This window comes from Phascolarctobacterium sp., assembly GCF_030531065.1.
Lineage (GTDB): Bacteria > Bacillota > Negativicutes > Acidaminococcales > Acidaminococcaceae > Phascolarctobacterium_A.
Window position 1 is genome coordinate 1 of record NZ_JAUNOQ010000002.1, and the last position, 20,766, is coordinate 20,766.

Annotated in this window: 16 protein-coding genes and 2 riboswitches; of the genes, 4 read left to right on the top strand and 12 right to left on the bottom strand. The window is 50.7% G+C overall.

Annotated elements, in window-relative coordinates:
* Positions 1-656: 656 nt before the first annotated feature.
* Genes Q4E64_RS01250 through Q4E64_RS01260 form a run of 3 tightly spaced genes read left to right on the top strand, consistent with a single transcriptional unit; the run spans position 657 to position 1,274 of the window.
* A complete protein-coding gene (locus tag Q4E64_RS01250; RefSeq protein WP_303165846.1) occupies positions 657-884 on the top strand; it encodes a DUF1659 domain-containing protein in 228 nt (75 codons plus the stop codon).
* Between the two features lie 17 nt (positions 885-901).
* Complete coding sequence (locus Q4E64_RS01255) at positions 902-1,114, top strand: DUF2922 domain-containing protein (RefSeq protein ID WP_303165847.1); 213 nt, start codon at positions 902-904, stop codon at positions 1,112-1,114.
* 13 nt (positions 1,115-1,127) lie between these two features.
* Complete coding sequence (locus tag Q4E64_RS01260) at positions 1,128-1,274, top strand: YvrJ family protein (protein ID WP_303165848.1); 147 nt, start codon at positions 1,128-1,130, stop codon at positions 1,272-1,274.
* Between the two features lie 93 nt (positions 1,275-1,367).
* Here the strand turns inward: Q4E64_RS01260 and Q4E64_RS01265 are convergent, their stop codons facing one another.
* The 12 genes from Q4E64_RS01265 to Q4E64_RS01320 form a co-directional block, all read right to left on the bottom strand.
* A complete protein-coding gene (locus tag Q4E64_RS01265) occupies positions 1,368-2,684 on the bottom strand; it encodes a hemolysin family protein (protein ID WP_303166054.1) in 1,317 nt (438 codons plus the stop codon).
* Between the two features lie 40 nt (positions 2,685-2,724).
* On the bottom strand, positions 2,725-5,352 hold the full coding sequence (locus tag Q4E64_RS01270; RefSeq protein WP_303165849.1) for a calcium-translocating P-type ATPase, PMCA-type: 2,628 nt from the start codon (positions 5,350-5,352) through the stop codon (positions 2,725-2,727).
* A 274-nt stretch (positions 5,353-5,626) separates the two neighbouring features.
* A complete protein-coding gene (locus Q4E64_RS01275; protein ID WP_303165850.1) occupies positions 5,627-6,058 on the bottom strand; it encodes a YbjN domain-containing protein in 432 nt (143 codons plus the stop codon).
* A 128-nt stretch (positions 6,059-6,186) separates the two neighbouring features.
* Complete coding sequence (locus Q4E64_RS01280; protein WP_303165851.1) at positions 6,187-7,392, bottom strand: FprA family A-type flavoprotein; 1,206 nt, start codon at positions 7,390-7,392, stop codon at positions 6,187-6,189.
* A gap of 217 nt (positions 7,393-7,609) precedes the next feature.
* Complete coding sequence (locus tag Q4E64_RS01285; protein WP_303165852.1) at positions 7,610-9,349, bottom strand: ABC transporter ATP-binding protein/permease; 1,740 nt, start codon at positions 9,347-9,349, stop codon at positions 7,610-7,612.
* 217 nt (positions 9,350-9,566) lie between these two features.
* Positions 9,567-10,736, bottom strand: a complete 1,170-nt coding sequence (locus tag Q4E64_RS01290) for an iron-containing alcohol dehydrogenase (protein ID WP_303165853.1) — start codon at positions 10,734-10,736, stop codon at positions 9,567-9,569.
* 11 nt (positions 10,737-10,747) lie between these two features.
* Positions 10,748-11,428: a dihydrofolate reductase family protein gene (locus Q4E64_RS01295; protein ID WP_303165854.1), complete on the bottom strand. Its 681-nt coding sequence runs from the start codon at positions 11,426-11,428 to the stop codon at positions 10,748-10,750.
* Positions 11,429-11,853: 425 nt separating this feature from the next.
* Positions 11,854-11,987: riboswitch (adenosylcobalamin (AdoCbl) riboswitch) on the bottom strand.
* Positions 11,988-12,137: 150 nt separating this feature from the next.
* Positions 12,138-13,313, bottom strand: coding sequence for a methylmalonyl Co-A mutase-associated GTPase MeaB (gene meaB, locus Q4E64_RS01300; RefSeq protein ID WP_368501469.1), 1,176 nt, complete (start codon positions 13,311-13,313; stop codon positions 12,138-12,140).
* Positions 13,314-13,332: 19 nt separating this feature from the next.
* Positions 13,333-15,528: a methylmalonyl-CoA mutase gene (scpA, locus tag Q4E64_RS01305; protein WP_303165856.1), complete on the bottom strand. Its 2,196-nt coding sequence runs from the start codon at positions 15,526-15,528 to the stop codon at positions 13,333-13,335.
* Positions 15,528-17,774, bottom strand: a complete 2,247-nt coding sequence (locus tag Q4E64_RS01310; RefSeq protein WP_303165857.1) for a methylmalonyl-CoA mutase family protein — start codon at positions 17,772-17,774, stop codon at positions 15,528-15,530. Before Q4E64_RS01310 ends, scpA begins: the two co-directional genes overlap by 1 nt.
* A gap of 237 nt (positions 17,775-18,011) precedes the next feature.
* On the bottom strand, positions 18,012-18,434 hold the full coding sequence (locus Q4E64_RS01315) for a hypothetical protein (protein WP_303165858.1): 423 nt from the start codon (positions 18,432-18,434) through the stop codon (positions 18,012-18,014).
* Positions 18,435-18,828: 394 nt separating this feature from the next.
* Positions 18,829-19,003: riboswitch (cobalamin riboswitch) on the bottom strand.
* A gap of 563 nt (positions 19,004-19,566) precedes the next feature.
* On the bottom strand, positions 19,567-20,550 hold the full coding sequence (locus tag Q4E64_RS01320) for a YadA-like family protein (protein ID WP_368501476.1): 984 nt from the start codon (positions 20,548-20,550) through the stop codon (positions 19,567-19,569).
* Between Q4E64_RS01320 and Q4E64_RS01325 the strand changes: the two genes are divergently transcribed.
* The gene (locus tag Q4E64_RS01325; protein ID WP_303165860.1) at positions 20,444-20,731 is read left to right on the top strand and encodes a hypothetical protein; all 288 of its coding nucleotides are present in this window, start codon (positions 20,444-20,446) and stop codon (positions 20,729-20,731) included. The two genes, Q4E64_RS01320 and Q4E64_RS01325, sit on opposite strands and share 107 nt — an antisense overlap.
* The last annotated feature ends 35 nt before the right edge of the window (positions 20,732-20,766 follow it).

The following is a 20,766-nucleotide window of genomic DNA, read 5'->3' on the forward strand; positions in this document are numbered from 1 at the left end:
ATTTTGAGATTAAAAACTTATGAAAATTTTACTTGACTTTTATTAGCAGGTCTTTCGCCCCCGAAAGAAGTTGCAAGAAAGGGGCAAACTTTTGAAAAGTTTGACAAACGACGCTTTTTTGCCCGCACAAAAAAGCTTAGCAAAAAATGCTGGTTAAGAGAAAAAATTCTTTATTTGTAAGCGGACAATGCAATACTGTCGGAAGAACGCAGCCCAATATCATTTGGGGTGCAGAAGGTTAGCGAGTGATAGTAGTTCACGCATTTCTGTAATGCAGAATTTATTTTTCCTATCCTAGTTAATTCTTTTTACCTACGGCAGTACGCGCCGCGCAGACCGGAACGCACGCCGGCTGCGCAAGCAAGCTTTGTTTGCACAGTCTATGGTAGTACTACGCGACTTACTTCGTCTGCGAGGAGCGGCGAGCTGCCTTTCCCTGGTTGTGCGAACTTTAAGCGTCCGTCTCCCTATGCGGACGAAACTGCTAGGCGGCGGAATCCGGCAAGCGGCTCAAGGCCCTTTTTGCATACTTTTTACCCTAAAGGGCACCGAGTCGTGCCTTTACGAAAAAGTATGATTACAAGCAGCTGCCACACGGCAGCACGCCACAGTAAATCCCACACTAAAACTAAAACAAAACGAAAGGAAGATTACTCATGCCCATCACCAAAACCATCGAAAAACGCTCTTTAATCTTAAACGTGGAGGACGGTACCAATGACGACGGCTCCATCAAAACCAAAGCCCGCACCTACAACAAAATCAAAGCGGCAGCTTCTGACGAAGCTATTGTCGCGGTTGCTAACGCGCTGGGCGGCCTCATGGCTGCGCAGGTTCACAGCGTCAACGTCAGCGAAAAAGTAAAATTGGAAGACGTACAATAATCAGGAGGTAACTACCCATGGAAAAAGAACTGCAATTAGTATTCACCACCGACCAAAATAAGAAGAAAATCATCACCGTGGCTAATCCCCGCGAGGACGTTACTCTGGATGAGGCTCAGGCCGCTATGCAGGTGCTTATCGAACAGGCTGTTTTTGAAAACGCCTCCGGCGAGCTGCCCGAAATTGCGGAAACGCGCATGCACACCTGCAACATGACCGAGCTGCTGTAAGGAGCTGATTTTCATGGAGCTGGACAAGCTGCTGACCGCGGCCGCCGATTACGGCTTCCCCATGCTGGTGAGCTGTTACCTGCTCGTGCGCATGGAAAGCAAAATCGATAAGCTGAGCGCCAACATCGACGCCCTGACCCGCGTAATCGCCGCTAAATAGTTATGCGTAAACACAGCCTGCGCCTCGCCTAACACAAAACCGGAGCAATCGCAACTCTATGCTGTGACTGCTCCGGTTTTAATTTATGCTATATCAGCTTGATACAAGGTCTGCTTTGCTTACTAAAATTTTATCGATACGGTTGCCGTCCATATCCACTATTTCCAAATTCCAGGACGCCAGCGTTACGCTTTCGCCCTCTTGCGGGATATGCCCCAGAAGGGCAACCATCAGGCCGCCCACAGTATTATAGCTTTTGCTCACCTGCTCCGCCGCCGTTTCCTCCAGCTCAAAATGCTCTATAAACTGGTTCAGGGGCAGCAGGCCGTCCACCAGCCAGCTATCCTTGCTGCGCTGGACAATTTTCTGCTCGATTACCTCGTCAAAGGACGGCACGTCACCCAGCAGATGCTCCACCACGTCGCGCAGCGTTACCATACCGGCTATGGAGCCAAATTCATCCACTACTAAAGCAATTTTTATGCGCTCCTGCTGAAACATTTTCAGCAGCGTATCGATACGCATATTTTCGGGTACGTATAAGGGCTGGCGAATATGCTGCTCCAAATCGAAGCGCTGCTGCTCCAGACCGCCCAGCAAAAAGCGCTTGGTATAAACGATACCCAGCACATGGTCCAAGTCCTCGTCGGCTACTACAAAAGCCGAATAACGCTTTTCGCTCATCTGCGCCAAATGCTCCGCGTCACCGTCCCGCACATCCAGCCAACTGATTTTGGTGCGCGGCGTCATAATAGCGCTCACCCGCAGGCTGTCCAGCTCTAAAGCGCTGATCATAATCCGCTTTTCCTCCGTATTAAACACGCCGTGGGAGGCTCCCTGCTCAATCAGCAATCGCAGCTCCTCCTCGCTGACCGGCTGTTCCTCCTGCCGTTCCAGATGCAGCAGCTGCAAAAGATAGCGCGTAGACAGGCTCAACAAAAAAGTAAAGGGCTTAAACGCCGTTACCAACAGCTTAACCAAAGCCGAACAGCGCACAATCAGCGTTTCCGGATTGTTAATAGCGCAGCGTTTGGGAATCAGCTCGCCAAAGATAATGCTCAAATAGGTTACTGACGCTACCACCAAACCGTAGGCCAAAGGACGGGCGTAGGCCTCCATGCCCGGCACATACTGCAGCATAGCCGCCAAAGGCGCGGCAAAGGCCGCGCCGCTGTATACGCCCGTGCCGATGCCAACCAGCGTAATGCCAATCTGCACCGTGGATAAAAATTCCGTAGGGTCCTGGGCCAGCTGCAAAATGTAGGCCGCGCCCTTGCTGCTTTCCGCTATTTGCTCCATACGGCTCCTGCGTGCCGATACCAAAGCCATTTCCATCATGGCCAGAATACCGTTAGCGCCAATCAATAAGAGAACGATTACCAGCTCCTGTAGATACCCAAAGGGGTCCATAAAATTCACACTCACTTCCTTAAACTTAAATTTAAAATTTTTATTCAGCGTTACGCTTTGCCAGCAGCTTACGCAGCAGGTCCACCGCTATTATGGACACGCCGCAGAAAATCACTGCCAGCCATTCCTGCGCATTCAGCGGCGCTGTACGCAGTATGCTGCCGCCCACATAGGTAAGCAGCACCTGAATGGCCACAATCAGCGCCATAACCTGCAAAAAACCTTTATTAAGCTCCAGATTTTTCAGCAGCTGCAAATCCTTCGTGCGCACGTTAAAGCCGTTGGCCACCGCCATAAAAATGTAGGCGCAGAAAAAGCCCGTATAGGTGTAAATATGATCCGCCGCGTCGCGGAACAGATGGTCCACCCAGGCGCTTTTAAAAAAGGCAATGGCTACCAAGGTCATGTACGCGCCGCCCATAGCGATGCTGGCGAACATTGCACGGCTGACGAGAGGCGCGCTGCGGCGTTTAGGCCGTTCCTGCAAATATTCGGCCAAAGCCGGCTCGCCGCCAAAGGCCAAAGCCGCCAGCGTATCCATGACCAGATTGATCCACAAAATCTGCGTAATCGTCAACGGCTTATCGATACCGATAAAAGGAGCGATAAAGCTGATGGCGACCGCCGAAAGGTTTATCGTCAGCTGAAAGACAATAAATTTGCAGATAGAATTATAAATGGTACGGCCATAGAGTATCGCTTTCTTGATACTCAGGAAATTATCGTCCAAGATAACGATATCGCCCGCTTCCTTGGCGACCTCCGTACCGCTGCCCATGGCAAAGCCAACGTCCGCCTTTTTCAGCGCCGGGGAATCGTTCACGCCGTCGCCGGTCATGCCCACCACCAGATTCAGCTCCTGGGACAAGCGCACCAAACGCGATTTATCCATGGGCAAGGCCCGCGCTACCACCCGCAAACGCGGCAGCAGCAGCTTAACCTCCTCGTCGCTCAGCGCGGCTAGCTCCGCCGACGACCACACAATTTCCTCCGGACGGCGCAAAAGCCCCGCGTCTTTGGCAATGGCTACGGCAGTTTCCTTGCGGTCGCCCGTAATCATCACCACCTGCACCCCCGCCGCCTGCACTGCGGCGATAGCTTCCGCCGCCTCCGGGCGCACATCGTCGCGGATAGCGACTACGCCCACCAGCGTCAAGCCCTCCTGCGGCGCGTCGTCCTCCGGCGTTCCCTCGTAAGTACACAGCGCCAGCATACGAATAGCCTGACCGGCCAGCTCCAGCATCCGTTTCTCCAACCGCTGCTGCATAGCCGCGGTAAAGGGCTGCCTGCTACCGTCCTGCGCCCAATAGTAAGCGGTGCGCAGCAGCAGCTTTTCCGGCGCTCCCTTGACTAAGCAGTAAGAACCGCCGCTGCCCTTGACCTGCGCCCAGGAATATTTGCTGGCGCTGTTGAAAGGCACAAAGCGTATCCGTTCCGGCGTCCGCTCCATGCGGTAATCAGCCAGATACTTGTTCAGCGCGGCCTCGGTCATATTGCCGCCCACAATACTGCCCGCCGTTACCGCCGCCGACGTGTTTAAAACCACCTGCTGATAGGTCAGTTCCTTAATTTTTTCCGGCAGCTCGCCAAACCCGACATACTCCTGCATATCGCCGGTCAAAAAGCGCACTACCTCCAGCTTTCCTTTAGTTATTGTACCCGTCTTATCCGTAAAAAGCAAATTTAAACTGCCGGCCGTTTCAATGCCCACCAATTTGCGCACCAAAACATTATCGTTCAGCATTTTGCGCATATTCAGCGAAGAAACAATGGCTATCATCAGCGGCAGCCCTTCGGGCACTGCCATAACGATAATAATAATGCCCAAAATAACAGCCTGCAGCAAATCGCCCGCCACCTGCGTCATATTGGCAGTATAAGCGGCAAAGCCGCCTGCCAGCAGCATCTTATGCAGCATCACCGCCACGGCAATCAGCACGCCGCCGGCGTAACCGAATTTACTTATCTGCCGCGCCAGCCCTTTCAGCTTCAGCTTCAGCGGGCTGTCGCGCTCATCGTCCTGCAGCTCCCTGGTCAGCTGCCCATAGACCGATGCGTCGCCTACCTTGACAGCCTGCATTACGCCTGTGCCCTCTACCACTACGCTGCCGCGGTACAAGCGGTGCTCGTCCAAAAAATCCGTCCCGCCTGCTTCCCAAACAAAGCCCTGGGGCGCTACGCTTTTGGCGGCTTCCTCGCTTTCGCCGTTCAACGCCGCCTGGTCCAGCTTTAGCGAACCCTCCAGCAGCACGCCGTCCACGGGCACCTTATCGCCGGCCTGCAAAATAACGGCGTCCCCCGCCACTAAATCGTCAATGGCGATTTCCCGCGGTTCGCCGTCGCGCCAAACGCGGCAGCGAATGCGAGCCGCTTCCTCCTGCAATTTTTGAAAAGCATTTTCATTGCTGTATTCCGACCAGGTCGAAACAAATGTAGCTAAAATGATGGCCATAAAAATGCCCGCAGTTTCCAGCCAATCGCCATGCCCTAGATAAGCAAAGGCCGCGTTGACCAGCAAAGCCAGCAGCAAAATCTTAATCATCGGGTCCCGAAAATTTTCCCACAGCTTATCCCAAAAGGTAGCGCGCGGCGGCGCGGACAGCGCGTTGCCGCCATACTTTTTGCGGGCTTCAGCAGCCTGAGCCGCAGTTAAACCATACTTTTGCATTTTCCTACCTCCAATAATCCGCAAAATTTATCGCTGAATATCTATCTCAAGAAAGCTCCGCTTCTTGCCGGTTTGACCGCAAACCGCGGCATGGCGGCGGCAGCCTTCGTCCAATAATATAAAAAAGCGAGACGATGCCATAGTAAATCTACTATAACAAAGTCTCGCCATTTACTCGCAAGCCGGATTTAAAAAATCGTACTGACGGCTGTGCAAACACGGGCGGCAGGCCCATGCCAGCTACTCCCCTTATTACAAAACGGGATTTATGAAATTAGTTGGACCAAACGGTCTTCATCAGCTTGGAATACTCTTCCATGAGGTGCTTCAGCACTACGTCGATAACAGCGTGTACCATTTCGGGTACGAACTGCTCGTCCGTAGAAGGAATGCAGCTTTCGATAACCACGTCGCCATTGGGAGCGGCATAATATTTGAAAACCTTGTAATTTTCATTCAGCTTGTTGAGGTGCTCCATAACGGCAGCCTTATTACCCTCTTTTACCAGACCGGCGCCAACGCGAACCTGCAGCATGACATAAATGCTGTCGTCGATAACCAGCATGGTGGGCAGGTTTTGGCCTTCAACCTCCATAGCGGAACGATAAACTACAGGATGCAGATCGCCTTCCACCTCTTGCACCTGAAATACTTTAATGCCTTTTTCATCCAAAAATTTATTAAACTTTTCAGCTTTAGTATTCATCACACAACCTCGCTTTACTACTTAGTTATTTATATTATACACTAAAAAAGCTTTTTATGATATTAGTTTTTGACTCAAATACGCTTTTCATAAAAATTTTACAAACGACTTTTCTCTGCACGCAGGCGTCAGCATTGGCAGTCTGCGCTATTCTGATTTTTTTCCAACAGCTCCTGGGCAAAATCATAACCAAATTGCTCGGCCGCGTCTAAATTTACGGTCTGCGGCGTCCATTTGCATTGATAGCCCGGCAGCACCTCCGGCACAAATTTACCCAGCATTTCTTCCATATCCTTCTGCGCGCCTCCGGCCCAGCCAAAGGTACCGAAGGAAGCTGCTTTTTTGCCGACCGGAGCCAAGCCCTTAATATAGGTCAGGAAGGACCCCATGGAGGGCATCATGCCGCTGTTCAGGGTAGGCGAGCCCACCAGCAGGCCGGACGCCGTAAACAGCTCGGCAGCAACGGTGCTGTTAGGCGTCTGACTGAGCTTGAACACCTTAACCACTATGCCTGCGCGCTGCGCGCCTCTGGCGATAGCGCGGGCCAGCTTTTCCGTGCCGCCCCACATACTGTCGTAGGCGATAACCAGGCTGCCGTCGCACACGCCCTGCCCCCACTTGCCGTAGCAGGCCAAAATATCGGCAATGCCGCTGCGCCAGATAACGCCGTGAGAGGGCGCAATCAGCTTAATATCCAAACCGCCCAGCTTTGCCAAAGCCTTGCCAATCAGCTTGGCGTAGGGCCACAGAATATTGGCGAAATATTTCTGCGCTTCATAAAACAGCTCGCCCTGGTCCACCTCGTCGTCAAAACGCTTGCTGGTAGCGTAATGCTGGCCGAAAGCGTCGTTGGAAAACAAAATTTTTTCTTCCGCGCAGTAAGTAGCCATATTATCGGGCCAGTGCAGCATCGTCATCATAGCGAAGGTCAAATTGCGCTTGCCGATATTCAGCGTCGCGCCGTCCTTCACTACCGTAAAATCAAATATATCGCCGTAATGCTGGATGGCCTCGTTCTTGCCCGCCATGGAAATAATAAATTTAGCGTTAGGGCAGGCCTTAGCCAGCGCGGGCATTGCGCCCGAATGATCCGGCTCCACATGATTGATAACTATATAATCCACGCTTTCCAGCGGCGTTACCTGGCTGATATTGCGCAACAGCTCCTCGGCAAAGGGAGCTTTAACCGTATCGATCAGCGTAATCTTCTCATCCATAAGCAAATAAGAATTATAGGTTGCGCCGCGCTCCGTCTTGTAGCCGTGAAAATCGCGCACAGCCCAATCCTGTACGCCAACGTCGTAAATATCCGGTTTTATTTGCAAAGGTAACATTTGCGTTCTCTCCTTTTGCTTGATATTTAGTGTGCCAAAGCACAGCTTATGCTGGTTTACACTATTTACGGCTTAATTATACAATATTTATAGGTTAGTTGTCAAATATTGCGAAATGCAAATTAAAAATTCTGCATGAGCAACACAAAAGCAAATCCATAATCCGTCTGCTTTCATGCATAGCGGTAAGCAATCCTTTAACTGACGTCCATATTCTTCAACGACCCGTCTCGTGCAGCTCGCCTAAACGCGCGCTGCGCGCATTTTTGTCCAAATATAATTGTAGTTGATGGAATTTATTCAAAGTGCTGCGATGGCCGACGCTGACCACCGTAGTCTGCGGCAGACGTTCCGCCAGCAGCCGGTACATTGCCGCCTCCGTCTCCTCATCCAGCGCCGAAGTCGCCTCATCTAGAAACAGCCAGATAGGCTGCTGGATGTGGGCGCGTACAAACGCCAGTCGCTGCTGTTCGCCGACGGATAAAACATGGCTCCAATCGGCCGCCATGTCCAGCTTATCCTGCAAATAACCAATCTGGCAGGTTTCCATCAACCGCTTCAGCGCTTCGTCGCTCACCGGCTTAGTCCCCGGATACAGCAAAGCCTCGCGCAGCGTGCCCAAAGGCAGGTAAGGCTTCTGCGGAATAAACATCAGCTCGTCGGTCTTGGGCAGATTTATCTTGCCTTCAACAAAGGGCCAGATACCTGCCACCGCGCGCAGCAAGGTACTCTTGCCGCTGCCGCTGACGCCTTTAATCAGCACGTTCTTCCCCGGCTCCAGCTTAAAGCAAATATTCTGCAGCAGCGGCGAGCCGTCAGGCAAATTCACCTGCATGTTTTCCGCGCTAACAGCCGCCGAGGTAGCGAAACGCTCCAGGTGGAAACGCTCCGCGTCGGCGGAAACCTCCTGCATATGCCTGCCGAAATAAGTCAAACGCATTACCACCGCCTGCCATTGCGCAATGCTGGTGTACATATCCACAAAATACGACAGCGCACCCTGCACATTGCCAAAGGCGCTGGATACCTGCATCAAGCCGCCTAAAGTAAATTCCTTGCTCAAATAACGGTTCATGGCCGCCACAAACGGAAAAATAATGGCGATCTGCGAATAGCCGGAGTTCAGCCACACCAGCTGCTTCTGCTTATTAACCAGCTTCCAGAAATTCTCCAGCAGCAGCTTGAAGCGGTCCTTAAAAACCACGCCCTCCTGGCCCTCGCCCCGGTAGAAGGCGACGCTTTCGGCGCTCTCGCGCAGGCGAATCATGCTGAAACGAAAATCAGCCTCGTAGCGCTGTTGAATAAAATTCAACTGTACCAGCTTGCGGCCCACAATATGCGTAATATAAGTGCCGATGATGGAATAAATCAGCGCCGCCCAGAACAGATAGCCTTCAATAGTCCAGCTATGCCCTAAGAGCTGCATAGTAAAGGGGCCGGACATCTTATACAAAATAACTACAAAGGAAGCAAAGGTGCAGAAGGCCTTGAGCAGGCCCACGCTGAAGCTCAGCGTCATTTCCACAAACAGGCGCACGTCCTCGCTGATACGCTGGTCGGGGTTATCCGTGTCCTTGCCGAACATCTGCAAATGGTAGTAGGTTTTATTTTTCAGCCAGATATCGATAAAACGATTAGTCAGCCAACGGCGCCAGTGCAAAATCAGCGTCTGCTGCAAATAGTAGGAATACACGGCCAAAATAATGTAGATGGCCGCCAGCCAGGAAAAATGCAGCAGCTCGTCAAAAATCTTTTCCGTTTCGTAATTCTGTAAAGCGCTGTAAAAGCTGTTGTTCCATTGATTGAGCAGCACCAGCATATAAACTATGCCCAGCGTCAGGGAAATGATGCAGCCCAAAAGGAAGAAAGCCTTCTTCTTTTCCTCGGACTGCCAATAGCTTTTAGTCAAATACCATACGTCTCTAAAAAACTGCCGCGATAAAGCGAATTTATACACGCCAACGCCCCTCTCTAAAGCAAAATAAATATTGAAGCTAACGATATTATAGCATACTTTACGGCAGCATATTTTATATTTTTGTGACACGCGCGGCGGCAAAGCAATCTTTATCACAAAAAAGCCAAAAGGACGGCCTGCGCGCGCAAGCCGTCCTGATAACTAGTCTGTATATCTTTTTTACTACGCGGCGCTGTGCGGACAAGCGCCGTTATTTTTATAAGCTGGCCTTTAAAACAGCGACAATTTCTTCCCTTTGTAAAACCTTATAGCCGCCGGTCAGCACAATGGTCGTATCCGCAATCGCGTCTATCATTTCCGCGTTAGCGCCCAGCTCGGTGATATTCATCGCCAAGCCCAATTCCTTCATCCACGCTTCCATAGCGGCCAAGCCTTCTTCGGCAATTTGCACATCGCTCTTGCCTTCCGGCGCTACGCCCCACACATTCATGGCGAAGCGCTTGAATTTGGGCAATCCGTACTGCATAATATAACGGTAATAGGGAAGCGAAACAGCCGCCAGCGTCATGCCATGCGTAGCGTTGGTGTGCCCGCCGACGGACTGCCCCAGCATATGCACCATCCAATCGCCGCTCTTGCCCTTGCCCACCAAAGTGTTCAGCGCCCAGGTAGCGGTCCACATAATATTGCTTCTAGCCTCGTAATTTTGCGTATCCTTATTAGCAATGCGGCTGGCGTGCAACAGCGAGCGCATCAGCCCTTCGCTGATGTAATCGCTGGTATTGTCGTCCTCGCCGCAAAAATATTGCTCGCAGATATGATTAAAAATATCATAAATGCCGGCGACCATCTGATAATGCGGCAGCGTAAGGGTAAACTGCGGATTTAAAACAGAAAACCTGGGCATCACCGCTTCGTCGGCAAAGACATGCCCTATCTTCTGCTTCGTTTTTGTGTTGGTAATTACAGCGCCTGCGTTCATTTCCGAGCCTGTGCCCACCATCGTCAGCACGCAGCCCAAAGGAACGATTGGACAATCGGGTTCTTCAAAGCGCGCGTAGTATTTTTCCCACGGGTCTTCACCGCAATGCACCGAAACGGCCAACGCTTTAGTATAATCGCAGACGGAACCGCCGCCGACAGCCAAAAGAAAATCAGCTTTATGCTTTCTGGCTATCTCCATGCCTTCGTACAGTTTTGTCAAAGTCGGGTTGGGCATAACGCCGGAAATTTCGGCGACGTTTTTGCCGTTCTTTTGCAAAATTTCCCTCACAGCGTCATAAATGCCGTTCTTCTTAATTGAGCCGCCGCCGTAAACCAAAACTACATTGTCGCCGTACTTCGGCAACTCCGTATACAAAGACTGCAAGGAATCTTGACCAAAATAAAGTTTTGTAGGGTTGCAATAAGCAAAATTACCTAACATTTTTTAACCTCCTATTTAACGCTAACCAAATAACGCAGCCAAACCGCGCCGTCGTCATAGGTCGTAACCTTGGACAATTTCAGCGCGAACGGCTCCCTGTCCATAGGCAGCCCGTCAAACGCTGCCGTCATGCCCTTGCGCCCGTCGATGCCGGGAGCAAGCAAAATGCTAATTTCATCCAGCAGCCCCGCGTCTAAAAATCCGGCGTTAATCGCGCCGCCGCCAACGATAGCTAAACGCTCAACGCCAAATTCCCGGCGTAAAATTTCCATCGCGCCCGCCAAATCAATTTTTTCTTTACCGCAAGCTATCCAGGAAATCTTGCGCGCGTTCAAATAAGCCAGATATTCTTTGCTAACCTGCTCGCCTGTAATAACGATCAGCGGCCTCGACGCGCCGCGCTCGTCCCACAAAAGGCTGCCTTTAGTATCGACAACTATTTCATAATGTTCTGCGGCGACGGCTTTAGAAAAATATTTCTTGTCCAACGCTTCGCTATTAACGCTCTGAAAGCTGCCGGGCAAAGCCATTTCCAATTGCGCCGTCACTTTCCCGCTCAACGTAGCGGTTACTTGCAGCGCATTCAAAGTTGCATAATATTCTTTAACTCCCGCCAGCTTTTCCGTCATAGCGCAGTCAATACGCCCATCTACGGCAGTCATCATATGGCAAATAATGTAAGGTTTGTTCATCGCTTTGTCCTTCTTTCTTATTATCGCAAAATCATAACCATACTTCTATTGATATTCATATTTTAACTGTCCGCTGCTTTCTTGTCCAATGCTTATATTTCATGGATCAGTATACCTTTTTAGGCATAATAGTAAAAAAACCGCCCGTACGGCGGCTTTTTTACTGCTTAGCATTGCCACACCCCTGTAACAAGCTAACATAAAATGGAGGAGAAGGATAAGGAGAATTGATAAGAGATTATCAGAACAGCATATGAATAATATGCAAAAGCAAATGTCCGGTTTGCTTATGTTCCAGTAGATTTTGGGAAATCAATATTTCGTCCCGCTTGCTTAGTCGATAAAAAACCGCTCCTGCAAGCAGAAGCGGTTTAATGCGCTCATTTAAGGGAACTGCCACTCTCACATAAACAGCACCTTATCTGTTAACATCTCTCCTGTCGCTCGCAGGCCAAGCATATGCTTGTGTATAACGCTTTGCTGACTTCAGGCAAGCCTGTTACAGCGGCGGGACCGTCTGGATTTACACCAATTAGCGCCTTACACGAAATATTGATTTGATGTTTTAATTATACTCATTATCATTAAGAATGTCAAGGCTCTAAAGAAGATTTTATTGAATTTTTTCTTGCGATATTTAGTGCTAATAAGCTTGCCAAGCAAAGAAAGCGGAGCTATCGCTCCGCTTTCTAGTACAAGTAAACGCTGGTTATTTTTGGCTGTCGTAATGCCGAACTGCCGCCCTGTCGATATCAAAAGCGCGAATCAATTCGGTAACGGCCTGACTGGGAGAAACTACGCCGTTGACGGCGGCTTCCATAACCGCTGGCAAACGCCCTTTAATCATGGGGTCCTCAAAGAAGAGATTATGCAGATGTTCGTCGATCATGCTGTTAACCCAGGACAAGGTCTGCGATTTACGCCGCCTTTCAAAAGCGCCGGATTCTTTCGTCAGCTTTTCAAAGTGCTTCATCACAGCCCACAGCTCCAGCAAGCCTTCTTTGGTTACAGCAGAGCAACGGTAAGCGTGCGTCTTCCAGCCTTCCGTCGCCGGACGGATGAATTCGATCATGCGCTCGTATTCGCCCTGGGTAACGATGGCCTTAGGCAGGTTGTCGCCATCGGCTTTATTGACCACGATAGCGTCGGCAACTTCCATAATGCCTTTCTTGATGCCCTGCAAATCGTCGCCAGCTCCCGTAAGCACTATGAGCATGAAGAAGTCGACCATGGAGCGGACCGTGATTTCAGACTGGCCTACGCCTACGGTTTCCACCAGAATAACGTCGCAGCCCGCAGCTTCGCACAAAAGCATGGTTTCGCGGCTCTTACGCGCTACGCCGCCCAAAGTGCCCTTGGCCGGGGACGGACGGATGAAACAGTTAGGCTCGCGGGAAAGCATTTGCATGCGCGTTTTATCGCCCAAAATAGAACCGCCGGTGATAGAGCTGGTAGGGTCGACGGCCAGAACCGCGACCTTATAGCCCTGACGGCACAGCATTTGTCCAAAGGATTCAATGAAGGTACTTTTACCTGCGCCAGGCACGCCGGAAATACCGATGCGCAAGGCTTTGCCGGTGCGCGGCAACAGTGCTTGCAGCACGCGCTGCGCCTTATCGAAATCCTTCGGAGCGTTGCTTTCTATTAGCGTAATAGCTTGGGATAAGGTTTTACGATCGCCCTCACTGACTCCTTTTATTAACTCTTCAGGACTAGGTTTTTTCCTCAAGGGGAATTTCCTAATTTTATCCACAGGGTTATATTTCTCCTCTGAGACAGCGTTTACGGCGCTGTCGATCCCGCCCATCACAGAGCAGGCAAAGTTGGGGTCTTTTTCCAGGGGTACCCAACTCGGCCTAATGTCTTTTTCACCAGTTTCAGGCATTTATCTCACCTCGTCCCTACTACTCGTTAGCCTGCTCAGCTTTAGCGCGGTCTACCAGCATTTGCAGCAGCTGGATACAGCATTTAGGAATATTGGTGCCAGGCCCGAAGATGCCTGCTGCGCCGTGTTCGTACAAGAAGTCGTAGTCCTGAGCAGGAATTACGCCGCCGATGCAGACCATGATATCTTCGCGGCCGCGTTTTTTGAGTTCCTCGACGATGGCCGGCAGCAAGGTCTTATGACCTGCGGCCAGGGAGGAGAAGCCTACCATATCTACGTCGTTATCTACGGCGTCTTGCGCGGATTCTTCCGGAGTCTGGAACAACGGGCCAACGTCGACGGTCCAGCCCATATCGGCAAAGGAGGTTGCCAATACTTTTTGACCGCGGTCATGTCCGTCCTGACCCATCTTAGCCAGGAAGATACGCGGACGACGGCCTTCAATTTTCTCGAACTCGTCGGCCAGCTTAGTTGCTTGTTCCATATCGTCGTTGCCGCTGAATTCGCTGGAATATACGCCGGATACGGTATGGATAACGGCGTTGAAACGACCGGATACTTTTTCGACTGCGTCGGAAATTTCGCCCAGGGAAGCGCGGTCGCGGGCTGCTTGTACGGCCATCTCCAACAGGTTGCCGTTGTCGCGGCTTTCTGCTGCGCGCGTAATAGCTTCCAGATCGCGTTGAACCTTTTCGCCGTCGCGTTCAGCTCTCAGTTTTTCCAGACGTTTAATCTGCGCGTTACGTACTGCGGTATTATCAATGGACAATACGTTCAGCGGATCTTCTTTCGCCAGACGGTATTTGTTCAGACCGACAATGGTTTCCTTGCCGCTGTCGATATTAGCCTGGCGGCGGGCCGCGCATTCTTCGATACGCATCTTAGGCAGGCCGGTAGCGATAGCTTTGGCCATGCCGCCCAAAGCTTCGACTTCCTGGATATGCGCCCAGGCGCGGCGAATGATTTCGTTGGTGAGGTATTCCACATAGTAGGAGCCGCCCCACGGGTCGATAATCTTGCAGACTTTGGTTTCGTCCTGAATGTACAGCTGGGTATTGCGCGCCAAACGTGCGGAGAAGTCGGTCGGCAAAGCGATGGCTTCGTCCAAAGCGTTGGTGTGCAGGGATTGGGTATGGCCCAAAGCCGCGGACATAGCTTCCATACAGGTACGGGAAATATTGTTGAACGGATCCTGCTCGGTGAGGGACCAGCCGGAGGTTTGGCTGTGGGTACGCAGAGCCATAGATTTCGGGTTCTTAGCGCCGAAGCTCTTAAGAATCTTAGCCCACAATACGCGAGCGGCGCGCATTTTGGCAACTTCCATGAAGTAGTTTTTGCCCATATCCCAGAAGAAGGACAGACGCTTAGCAAAGGCGTCGACAGGCAGGCCTGCGGCTTCGCCGGTACGGATATATTCCATGCCGTCTGCCAAAGTGTAGCCCAATTCCAAATCGCAGGTAGCGCCGCATTCCTGAATGTGGTAACCGGAAATGGAAATGCTGTTGAATTTCGGCATGTATTTAGTGGTGTATTCGAAAATATCGCCGATGATACGCATGGACATCGCAGGCGGGTAAATGTAAGTATTACGAACCATGAATTCCTTCAGAATATCGTTTTGGATAGTACCTGCCATGATGGATTTATCAACGCCCTGCTCTTCGCCGGAAACGATGAAGAATGCCAGGATGGGCAATACCGCGCCGTTCATGGTCATGGATACGGACATCTGATCCAGAGGAATACCGGAGAACAGGATGTTCATATCGAGCATGGAGCAAACGGATACGCCTGCTTTACCAACGTCGCCGACTACGCGCGGGTTATCGGCGTCGTAGCCGCGGTGGGTCGGCAAGTCGAACGCGATGGACAAGCCTTTTTGGCCTGCCGCCAGGTTGCGGCGGTAGAAAGCGTTGGATTCTTCCGCAGTGGAGAAACCTGCGTATTGGCGTACAGTCCACGGACGGAATACGTACATGGTGGAATAAGGCCCGCGCAGGAACGGAGGAATACCGCTCATAAAGTCCAAATGATTGCATTTATCGTAGATATCCTTGGTGTACAGCGGAGCTTTGGGAATACGTTCCAAGGTGGTATCGTAAAGGGCGTCGTAATTCTCGCCCATTTTAGCTTCCAGGTTTTTCTTCCATTCGTCATAAGAACAGGAAGGATGATCAGGAAGGGCAACTTTAGTGAAATCCGGATTAATGCTCATTATTCAATCATCCCCTTCTTCTTTTGCAGCATTTTCAAGGTAGCGAAGCAGTTAGCTTTTACGCTGATAAAGTCGTCGACGCCGGCTTCTTTATAAACCGGTTCCAAATCCTTCGGCGCTGCGCCGGCCAGGAACAGGGTAATATTCGGGCAAGCTTCCTTAATCATCGGAGCCAATGCCGGAACGTCCTCCGGATAAGTAGCGTCGGTGGAACAGATTACGGCTACGTCATAAGGAGTGCCGCTCTCGTCGACGCCGGCTTTCAAAGCCGCTACGCACTTTTCATAGCGAGAACCGGGTTTGCCCTCGTCGTCCTGGAAGCCGTTGTTCAGATGAACATTAAATTCGCCAACCTGCAGGAAGGAGGTGGAGAAATCTGCACGCGCCTTGTGCTGTGGGATGGGGCCCATGTTAGCCAGGAATACTTCGACGTTCTTGCCGGTTTCCTTCATGTATTTTTCGGTATCGAAACGCAAAGCTTCATAACGCTCGGTCCAGTGATGGGCGGCGATAGCTTCCACTTCTTCGATAGGCTCGGCTTTGCAGCCTGCTGCGGCTACCTGGCCGATAGTTGCGCCATTGGAGAAGGCTTCGATAGCGCCTGCAACGGTTTCTACGCTAGCCAGTTTGCCTGCCAGATAATTGGTGTCGATATCGGCAACGTAAGCGGCTACTGCTGCTTCGCGCTCTTTCTTCAGTTTCGGGGTATCCTCTTCGCGGCGTTCCAGCGGCTCTTCGGTCATGTTGGGGTACATATTTACGCCAACGGCGCGGTCGCTGCGCATTTCCAAAGCTTTGAAGCGTTTAGCCAAAACGTCGGCAACCTGCGCTTGCGGATAACCGGCTTTGAGAGCTGCAACGATGCCGCCCTTTTCTTCGATCTTCTGGAATTCGGCCCAAATCTTTTCGGCGATTTGCTTGGTCAGGGTTTCTACGCCCCAGCTTCCGCCGGCAGCGTCGATCGGGCTCAGCATGCCGAATTCTTCTTGCAGCATTACGTGCAGGTTACGCGCGATACGGCGGGAGAAAACGTCGCCCTTGCGGATCAATTCGTCGAACGGCGGATTGTCGTAGGTATTTACGCCGCCGACAACGCTGGAGAAGGTTTGCGTGCAGTTACGCAACATATTAACGTACGGGTCGATAACTGTCTTGGTGAAGCGTGCGCTGCGGCCATGTACCATAATAGCGCGGTCTGCCTCCTCTGCGCCGAAGGCTTGCATAATAGCAGCCCAAATCATGCGCAGGGCGCGCAGTTTGGCGATTTCCATGAAGAAGTTAGCGCCTTGGTTAAAGCAGAAGTACAGGGATTTGGCAATATCGTGCAGTTCAACGCCGCGTTTTTGCATTTCGCGCACGTATTCGACAGCGGTAGCAAAGGTATAAGCTACTTCTTGTACTGCGTCTGCGCCGCCGTTGGTGTAAACGTCGCTGTTGACAAAAACAGTGCGCAATTCAGGAGCGTTGGCGCGAGCATATTTAATGCTTTCAGCCATTTCGTCGTACAAAGCGGACAGGGAAGTAGCGGTCTTGCCGGATTTTACCAGTTCGCCGATCGGGTCGGCGCCGATAACGCCCTTCAAGGTCTTAACATCCTTGCCTGCTGCATTCAAAGCTGCGGCAGTCAGCGCCAGCATGCCTTTAGCGCCTGCGCCTGCGTAAATCATAATAGGATATTTTTTCAGATCCAAACCGTTGAGCAGTACGCTCATATCCTCTACGGTGGTCAGGTTTACGCCGGTATCGCCGAGTTTTTCGGCATCTTTAACGTCGACGCCGTTTAAGGTAGCGCTGTCCAGTTTAATATTATAAACGGTGGAGCCTTTAGCGATTTCTTCTTTCAGCAGCTCGTTGTTTTCAGACGGCAAGGTTTCGTCGCAGGCTTGCGCAATGCCCCAGGGCTCGTGTACATAGCCGTTAACGGTAGAACCGCGCAGGAAGTCGCCCATGCCGGGATAATCGTCGGTCGGCAGGATGGGGTCGGTAACTTTACGGGTATAAATGGGTTCGAAGGTAATCCCCTCGTAGTTTTTGGTATACATGATCTTGTCGAAGGGTTTGCCCTTCAGCAAAGCGTTGCAGGCCTCCACCCACTCATCCCAAGTAGGTTCGGTAAATTCGTCGAAAGTTACCTCCGGAAATTCGGTTACTTTCTCTGACTTACGCAACATTGCTTCCAGTTCTTTGTCAGTCAACGGTCTTTCGCCGTCGACAACAGCTGTAGATTTTTGTTGTTCATCAGCCATTCAGAATAATCCTCCTTTAATAAAATAATCATTACCGCAGCTATACGCCGCAGCAGCAAGCGAAAACGCTTATCACCTCCAGCTAAATCTTTTCTGCCGGTACGGCGTAAGATCCGACCGCTCTCACCCGGTCATCAGGGACATCGCCGTATCCTTGCTTGGATAGATTTTAAGAAGCAAACAGCATTTATATACACGGTCACGGTTGTCCAGGCCGTATATAACTAAATAAAACAATCAATCGGCGGTAAATTCCTGCAAGCGTCCGTAATTGACCTGCATCCTGCGGATTTCCGCTCCTTCGGGAATGGAATCGTTCACAATCAGATTGCCCAGCGCCGCTCCCGGTTCGTGGCCGCGGCTCTGCATAAAGCGGGCGTAATATTCGATTTGCGGTACGTCTTCGGCGGAACTGTAGATAACCGCGGCCTGCTCCAACGGGTCTTCCGCTATTATGTAAGCGTTAACGCCTTCGTCAAAATATTTTTTGAGCAGCTCGCAAATATCTGTTTTTTTGGGGTTATACTGCAAGCGCACGCACCTTGCTTCTAAATTACCGCTGGCCTTAGCCCGCCCGGCGGTCAGCGTTTCGACGCCCTTCATACCGGTAAAGGCTTGCAGCAGCTCGTCAATCTTACCTGCTAAATATAATTCTTTCATATTCAAAACCTCCCTTGGCGGCAAAAAAAGAAGCCACCACAAAAAAGTGATGGCAGGAAATTCGGTAATGCGGCGCACCCCTACGCCGCAACACCTGAGAGGAGAAAGGAAATGCTTTCAGCTAAAAGAAAAATTTGAGAATGGGATTTGAAAACGCGCGGTGTGTCCAGTACCGCGAACAAGCGCATTGCAAAACATCGATGGCTCTGGCGCTTTTTAAGGTCACAGCCATCACGCGACCTTAAAGCATATAGAAACAGAAAACCGCTTTTCAAAGTACCCTGTTAACCCATTACGGGCGGGACTATTGAAAAACGGTGAAATATCATACAGAAGTAAAGCGAAACAAATCACTTTATCTTTACGACATCTCTCCCCGTCTCTCGCAGGTCAAACGACGATGTATCTTACAGGCAGTTCTTCTGGCTTCGCTTCCTCGCATATCTTACCTTCCCAGATGGATTTCCAGTGGCATCAACAAGATACGCTCCACGTTACAGCGGCGGGACCGTGCCGGACTTACACCGGCTTCTCTATTAAGCTCGCGCACCTGTAATCTCAATATCAACTTGTTAAGTTAATTATACTCATTACTATTTGTTTTGTCAACCATTTTTGAGAAAAATTTTTACTTTTCTATTTTTACTGCTTGCGACTGTATATGGATAGGCGTTTTATAGGCGGCGCTGCGTGCAACGCATAACAAAAAAGCGCCCAGCCACAACAGCCAGCGCTTTTAAAGTATACCTATATGCATTTTGTTAAATACCGCCTATTAGTGAATGTAGTAGAAGTTCAATTCATATAATGCTTTAACGAAGCTTTCCAGCATAATACTCAACCTCCCTTAATTAGTGAATCATGTACCATTTAAAGCTGCACAGGGTTTCTACGAATTTATCAAAAGACATGAGCCTTACTTCCTTTCGTACCTTATTTGTTAAGCTTCCTTAACATGGTTATAGTATAACACGCTGGCGCAATTTTGTCCAGCAGGGTCTTTTTATGTCCCGATATTTGCAGCGTAGCCTGCAAAGCCTGCAACCATGCGGCTTTACATAGATTTTACATCAGCGCATAGCCAAAGGCGCAGAAAAATTTTTTTAAAATTTTCTGCGCCCTGAGTGTTGCGTTATTGTTTTGCTTCCTGTTGCTGCATCAGCAAAGCCAGCTGCGCCTTAACCTCGGCCAGCTCGCCGCTCATATTTTCTAATTTTGCTTCCAGCTTAGCTCTGCTTTCCTTAGCTTTAGCACGCCTGCCGTCCAGCGCGAAGGACACGCCTAAATTTACCATATTGTCGTTATTACCCATGGTTCCGCCCACGCTGAGCATAATCGTTTCGTCAGGACGGTAAAATGCGCCTAAGGCCGCCGCCTGCTCGCCACGGTAATTGCCTAAGCCGACTGCAAAATTAAGCTTATCGTCCGGGTCGTAATCTAAAGGATGCAGTGCGGCTAACGCGGCCGCTCCCGCGCCCACCTTATCTATCTTGCTATCCAGCTTGTCAAAACGTCCGTCAATGCCGCGCTCCATATCGTCCACTCTTTGCTCTAAACGCGCGTCAGCGGTCTCGCGCGCAGTCGCTTCTGCGTTTATCGCTGCTATACGTTCTGTTTTTTCGTTTGCAACCGCTGTGTTAAGCTGCCCCACGTTCACCGCATCGGTATCCGACGTTCCCGCCGCTACGTTGACCAAACGACGTTTAGTATTGTTGTTGCCAAACGATACAGTATCGCTCTCCGTCGCTTCGCTCCTAAAGCCAATCGCCACGCTACTACTAGCAGTTACGCTAGTACCAGCGCCTAGCGCCAAACCATAATTAGCCGTTACTTTTGTACCCTCGCCTAACGCTACAGCCAGCATATTATGGGCCTTACTGTTTGCGCCGAAAGCTAAACTTGACGCTCCTCTAGCTTCAGAAAAATTACCCATAGCAACAGAATGATTACCAATAGACTTACTTCCTTGCCCTAAAGCTAAACTCCAATTTCCTTTAGATTCAGCTGTCATGCCGATGGCAACAGACCTATTCCCATTTGAAGTTGCACTATTACCTATAGCTATCGAATTATTGCCCTCAGCAGTAGGGGAGCCATTGCCACTTCCAGTAGCAATTACAGTTTGGCCTCCATCATCTTTTACTACACCGGCGAACGCCAACCCATTGGCAAAACCTGTCGCCAAGAGCAAGCCCAAAGTTACGGAAAGCGCCAAGCCTTTTAAGCCTGCGCAGGCGCTTGTCCCCCCCTGTTACGTTTATGGTTCTTTTGAGAGTACAGCAAGTGTTGCTTATTAATGGATTTCATTCTATCGCCTCCTTTAGTGTCTCGT

What these genes read in the sequence shown, in the direction of transcription:
- Q4E64_RS01250 (WP_303165846.1), top strand. Translation starts at nt 657, where the DNA reads ATGCCCATCACCAAAACCATCGAAAAACGCTCTTTAATCTTAAACGTG.
- Q4E64_RS01255 (WP_303165847.1), top strand. Translation starts at nt 902, where the DNA reads ATGGAAAAAGAACTGCAATTAGTATTCACCACCGACCAAAATAAGAAG.
- Q4E64_RS01260 (WP_303165848.1), top strand. Translation starts at nt 1,128, where the DNA reads ATGGAGCTGGACAAGCTGCTGACCGCGGCCGCCGATTACGGCTTCCCC.
- Q4E64_RS01265 (WP_303166054.1), bottom strand. Translation starts at nt 2,684, where the DNA reads ATGGACCCCTTTGGGTATCTACAGGAGCTGGTAATCGTTCTCTTATTG.
- Q4E64_RS01270 (WP_303165849.1), bottom strand. Translation starts at nt 5,352, where the DNA reads ATGCAAAAGTATGGTTTAACTGCGGCTCAGGCTGCTGAAGCCCGCAAA.
- Q4E64_RS01275 (WP_303165850.1), bottom strand. Translation starts at nt 6,058, where the DNA reads ATGAATACTAAAGCTGAAAAGTTTAATAAATTTTTGGATGAAAAAGGC.
- Q4E64_RS01280 (WP_303165851.1), bottom strand. Translation starts at nt 7,392, where the DNA reads ATGTTACCTTTGCAAATAAAACCGGATATTTACGACGTTGGCGTACAG.
- Q4E64_RS01290 (WP_303165853.1), bottom strand. Translation starts at nt 10,736, where the DNA reads ATGTTAGGTAATTTTGCTTATTGCAACCCTACAAAACTTTATTTTGGT.
- Q4E64_RS01295 (WP_303165854.1), bottom strand. Translation starts at nt 11,428, where the DNA reads ATGAACAAACCTTACATTATTTGCCATATGATGACTGCCGTAGATGGG.
- meaB (WP_368501469.1), bottom strand. Translation starts at nt 13,313, where the DNA reads ATGCCTGAAACTGGTGAAAAAGACATTAGGCCGAGTTGGGTACCCCTG.
- scpA (WP_303165856.1), bottom strand. Translation starts at nt 15,528, where the DNA reads ATGAGCATTAATCCGGATTTCACTAAAGTTGCCCTTCCTGATCATCCT.
- Q4E64_RS01310 (WP_303165857.1), bottom strand. Translation starts at nt 17,774, where the DNA reads ATGGCTGATGAACAACAAAAATCTACAGCTGTTGTCGACGGCGAAAGA.
- Q4E64_RS01315 (WP_303165858.1), bottom strand. Translation starts at nt 18,434, where the DNA reads ATGAAAGAATTATATTTAGCAGGTAAGATTGACGAGCTGCTGCAAGCC.
- Q4E64_RS01325 (WP_303165860.1), top strand. Translation starts at nt 20,444, where the DNA reads ATGCCGATGGCAACAGACCTATTCCCATTTGAAGTTGCACTATTACCT.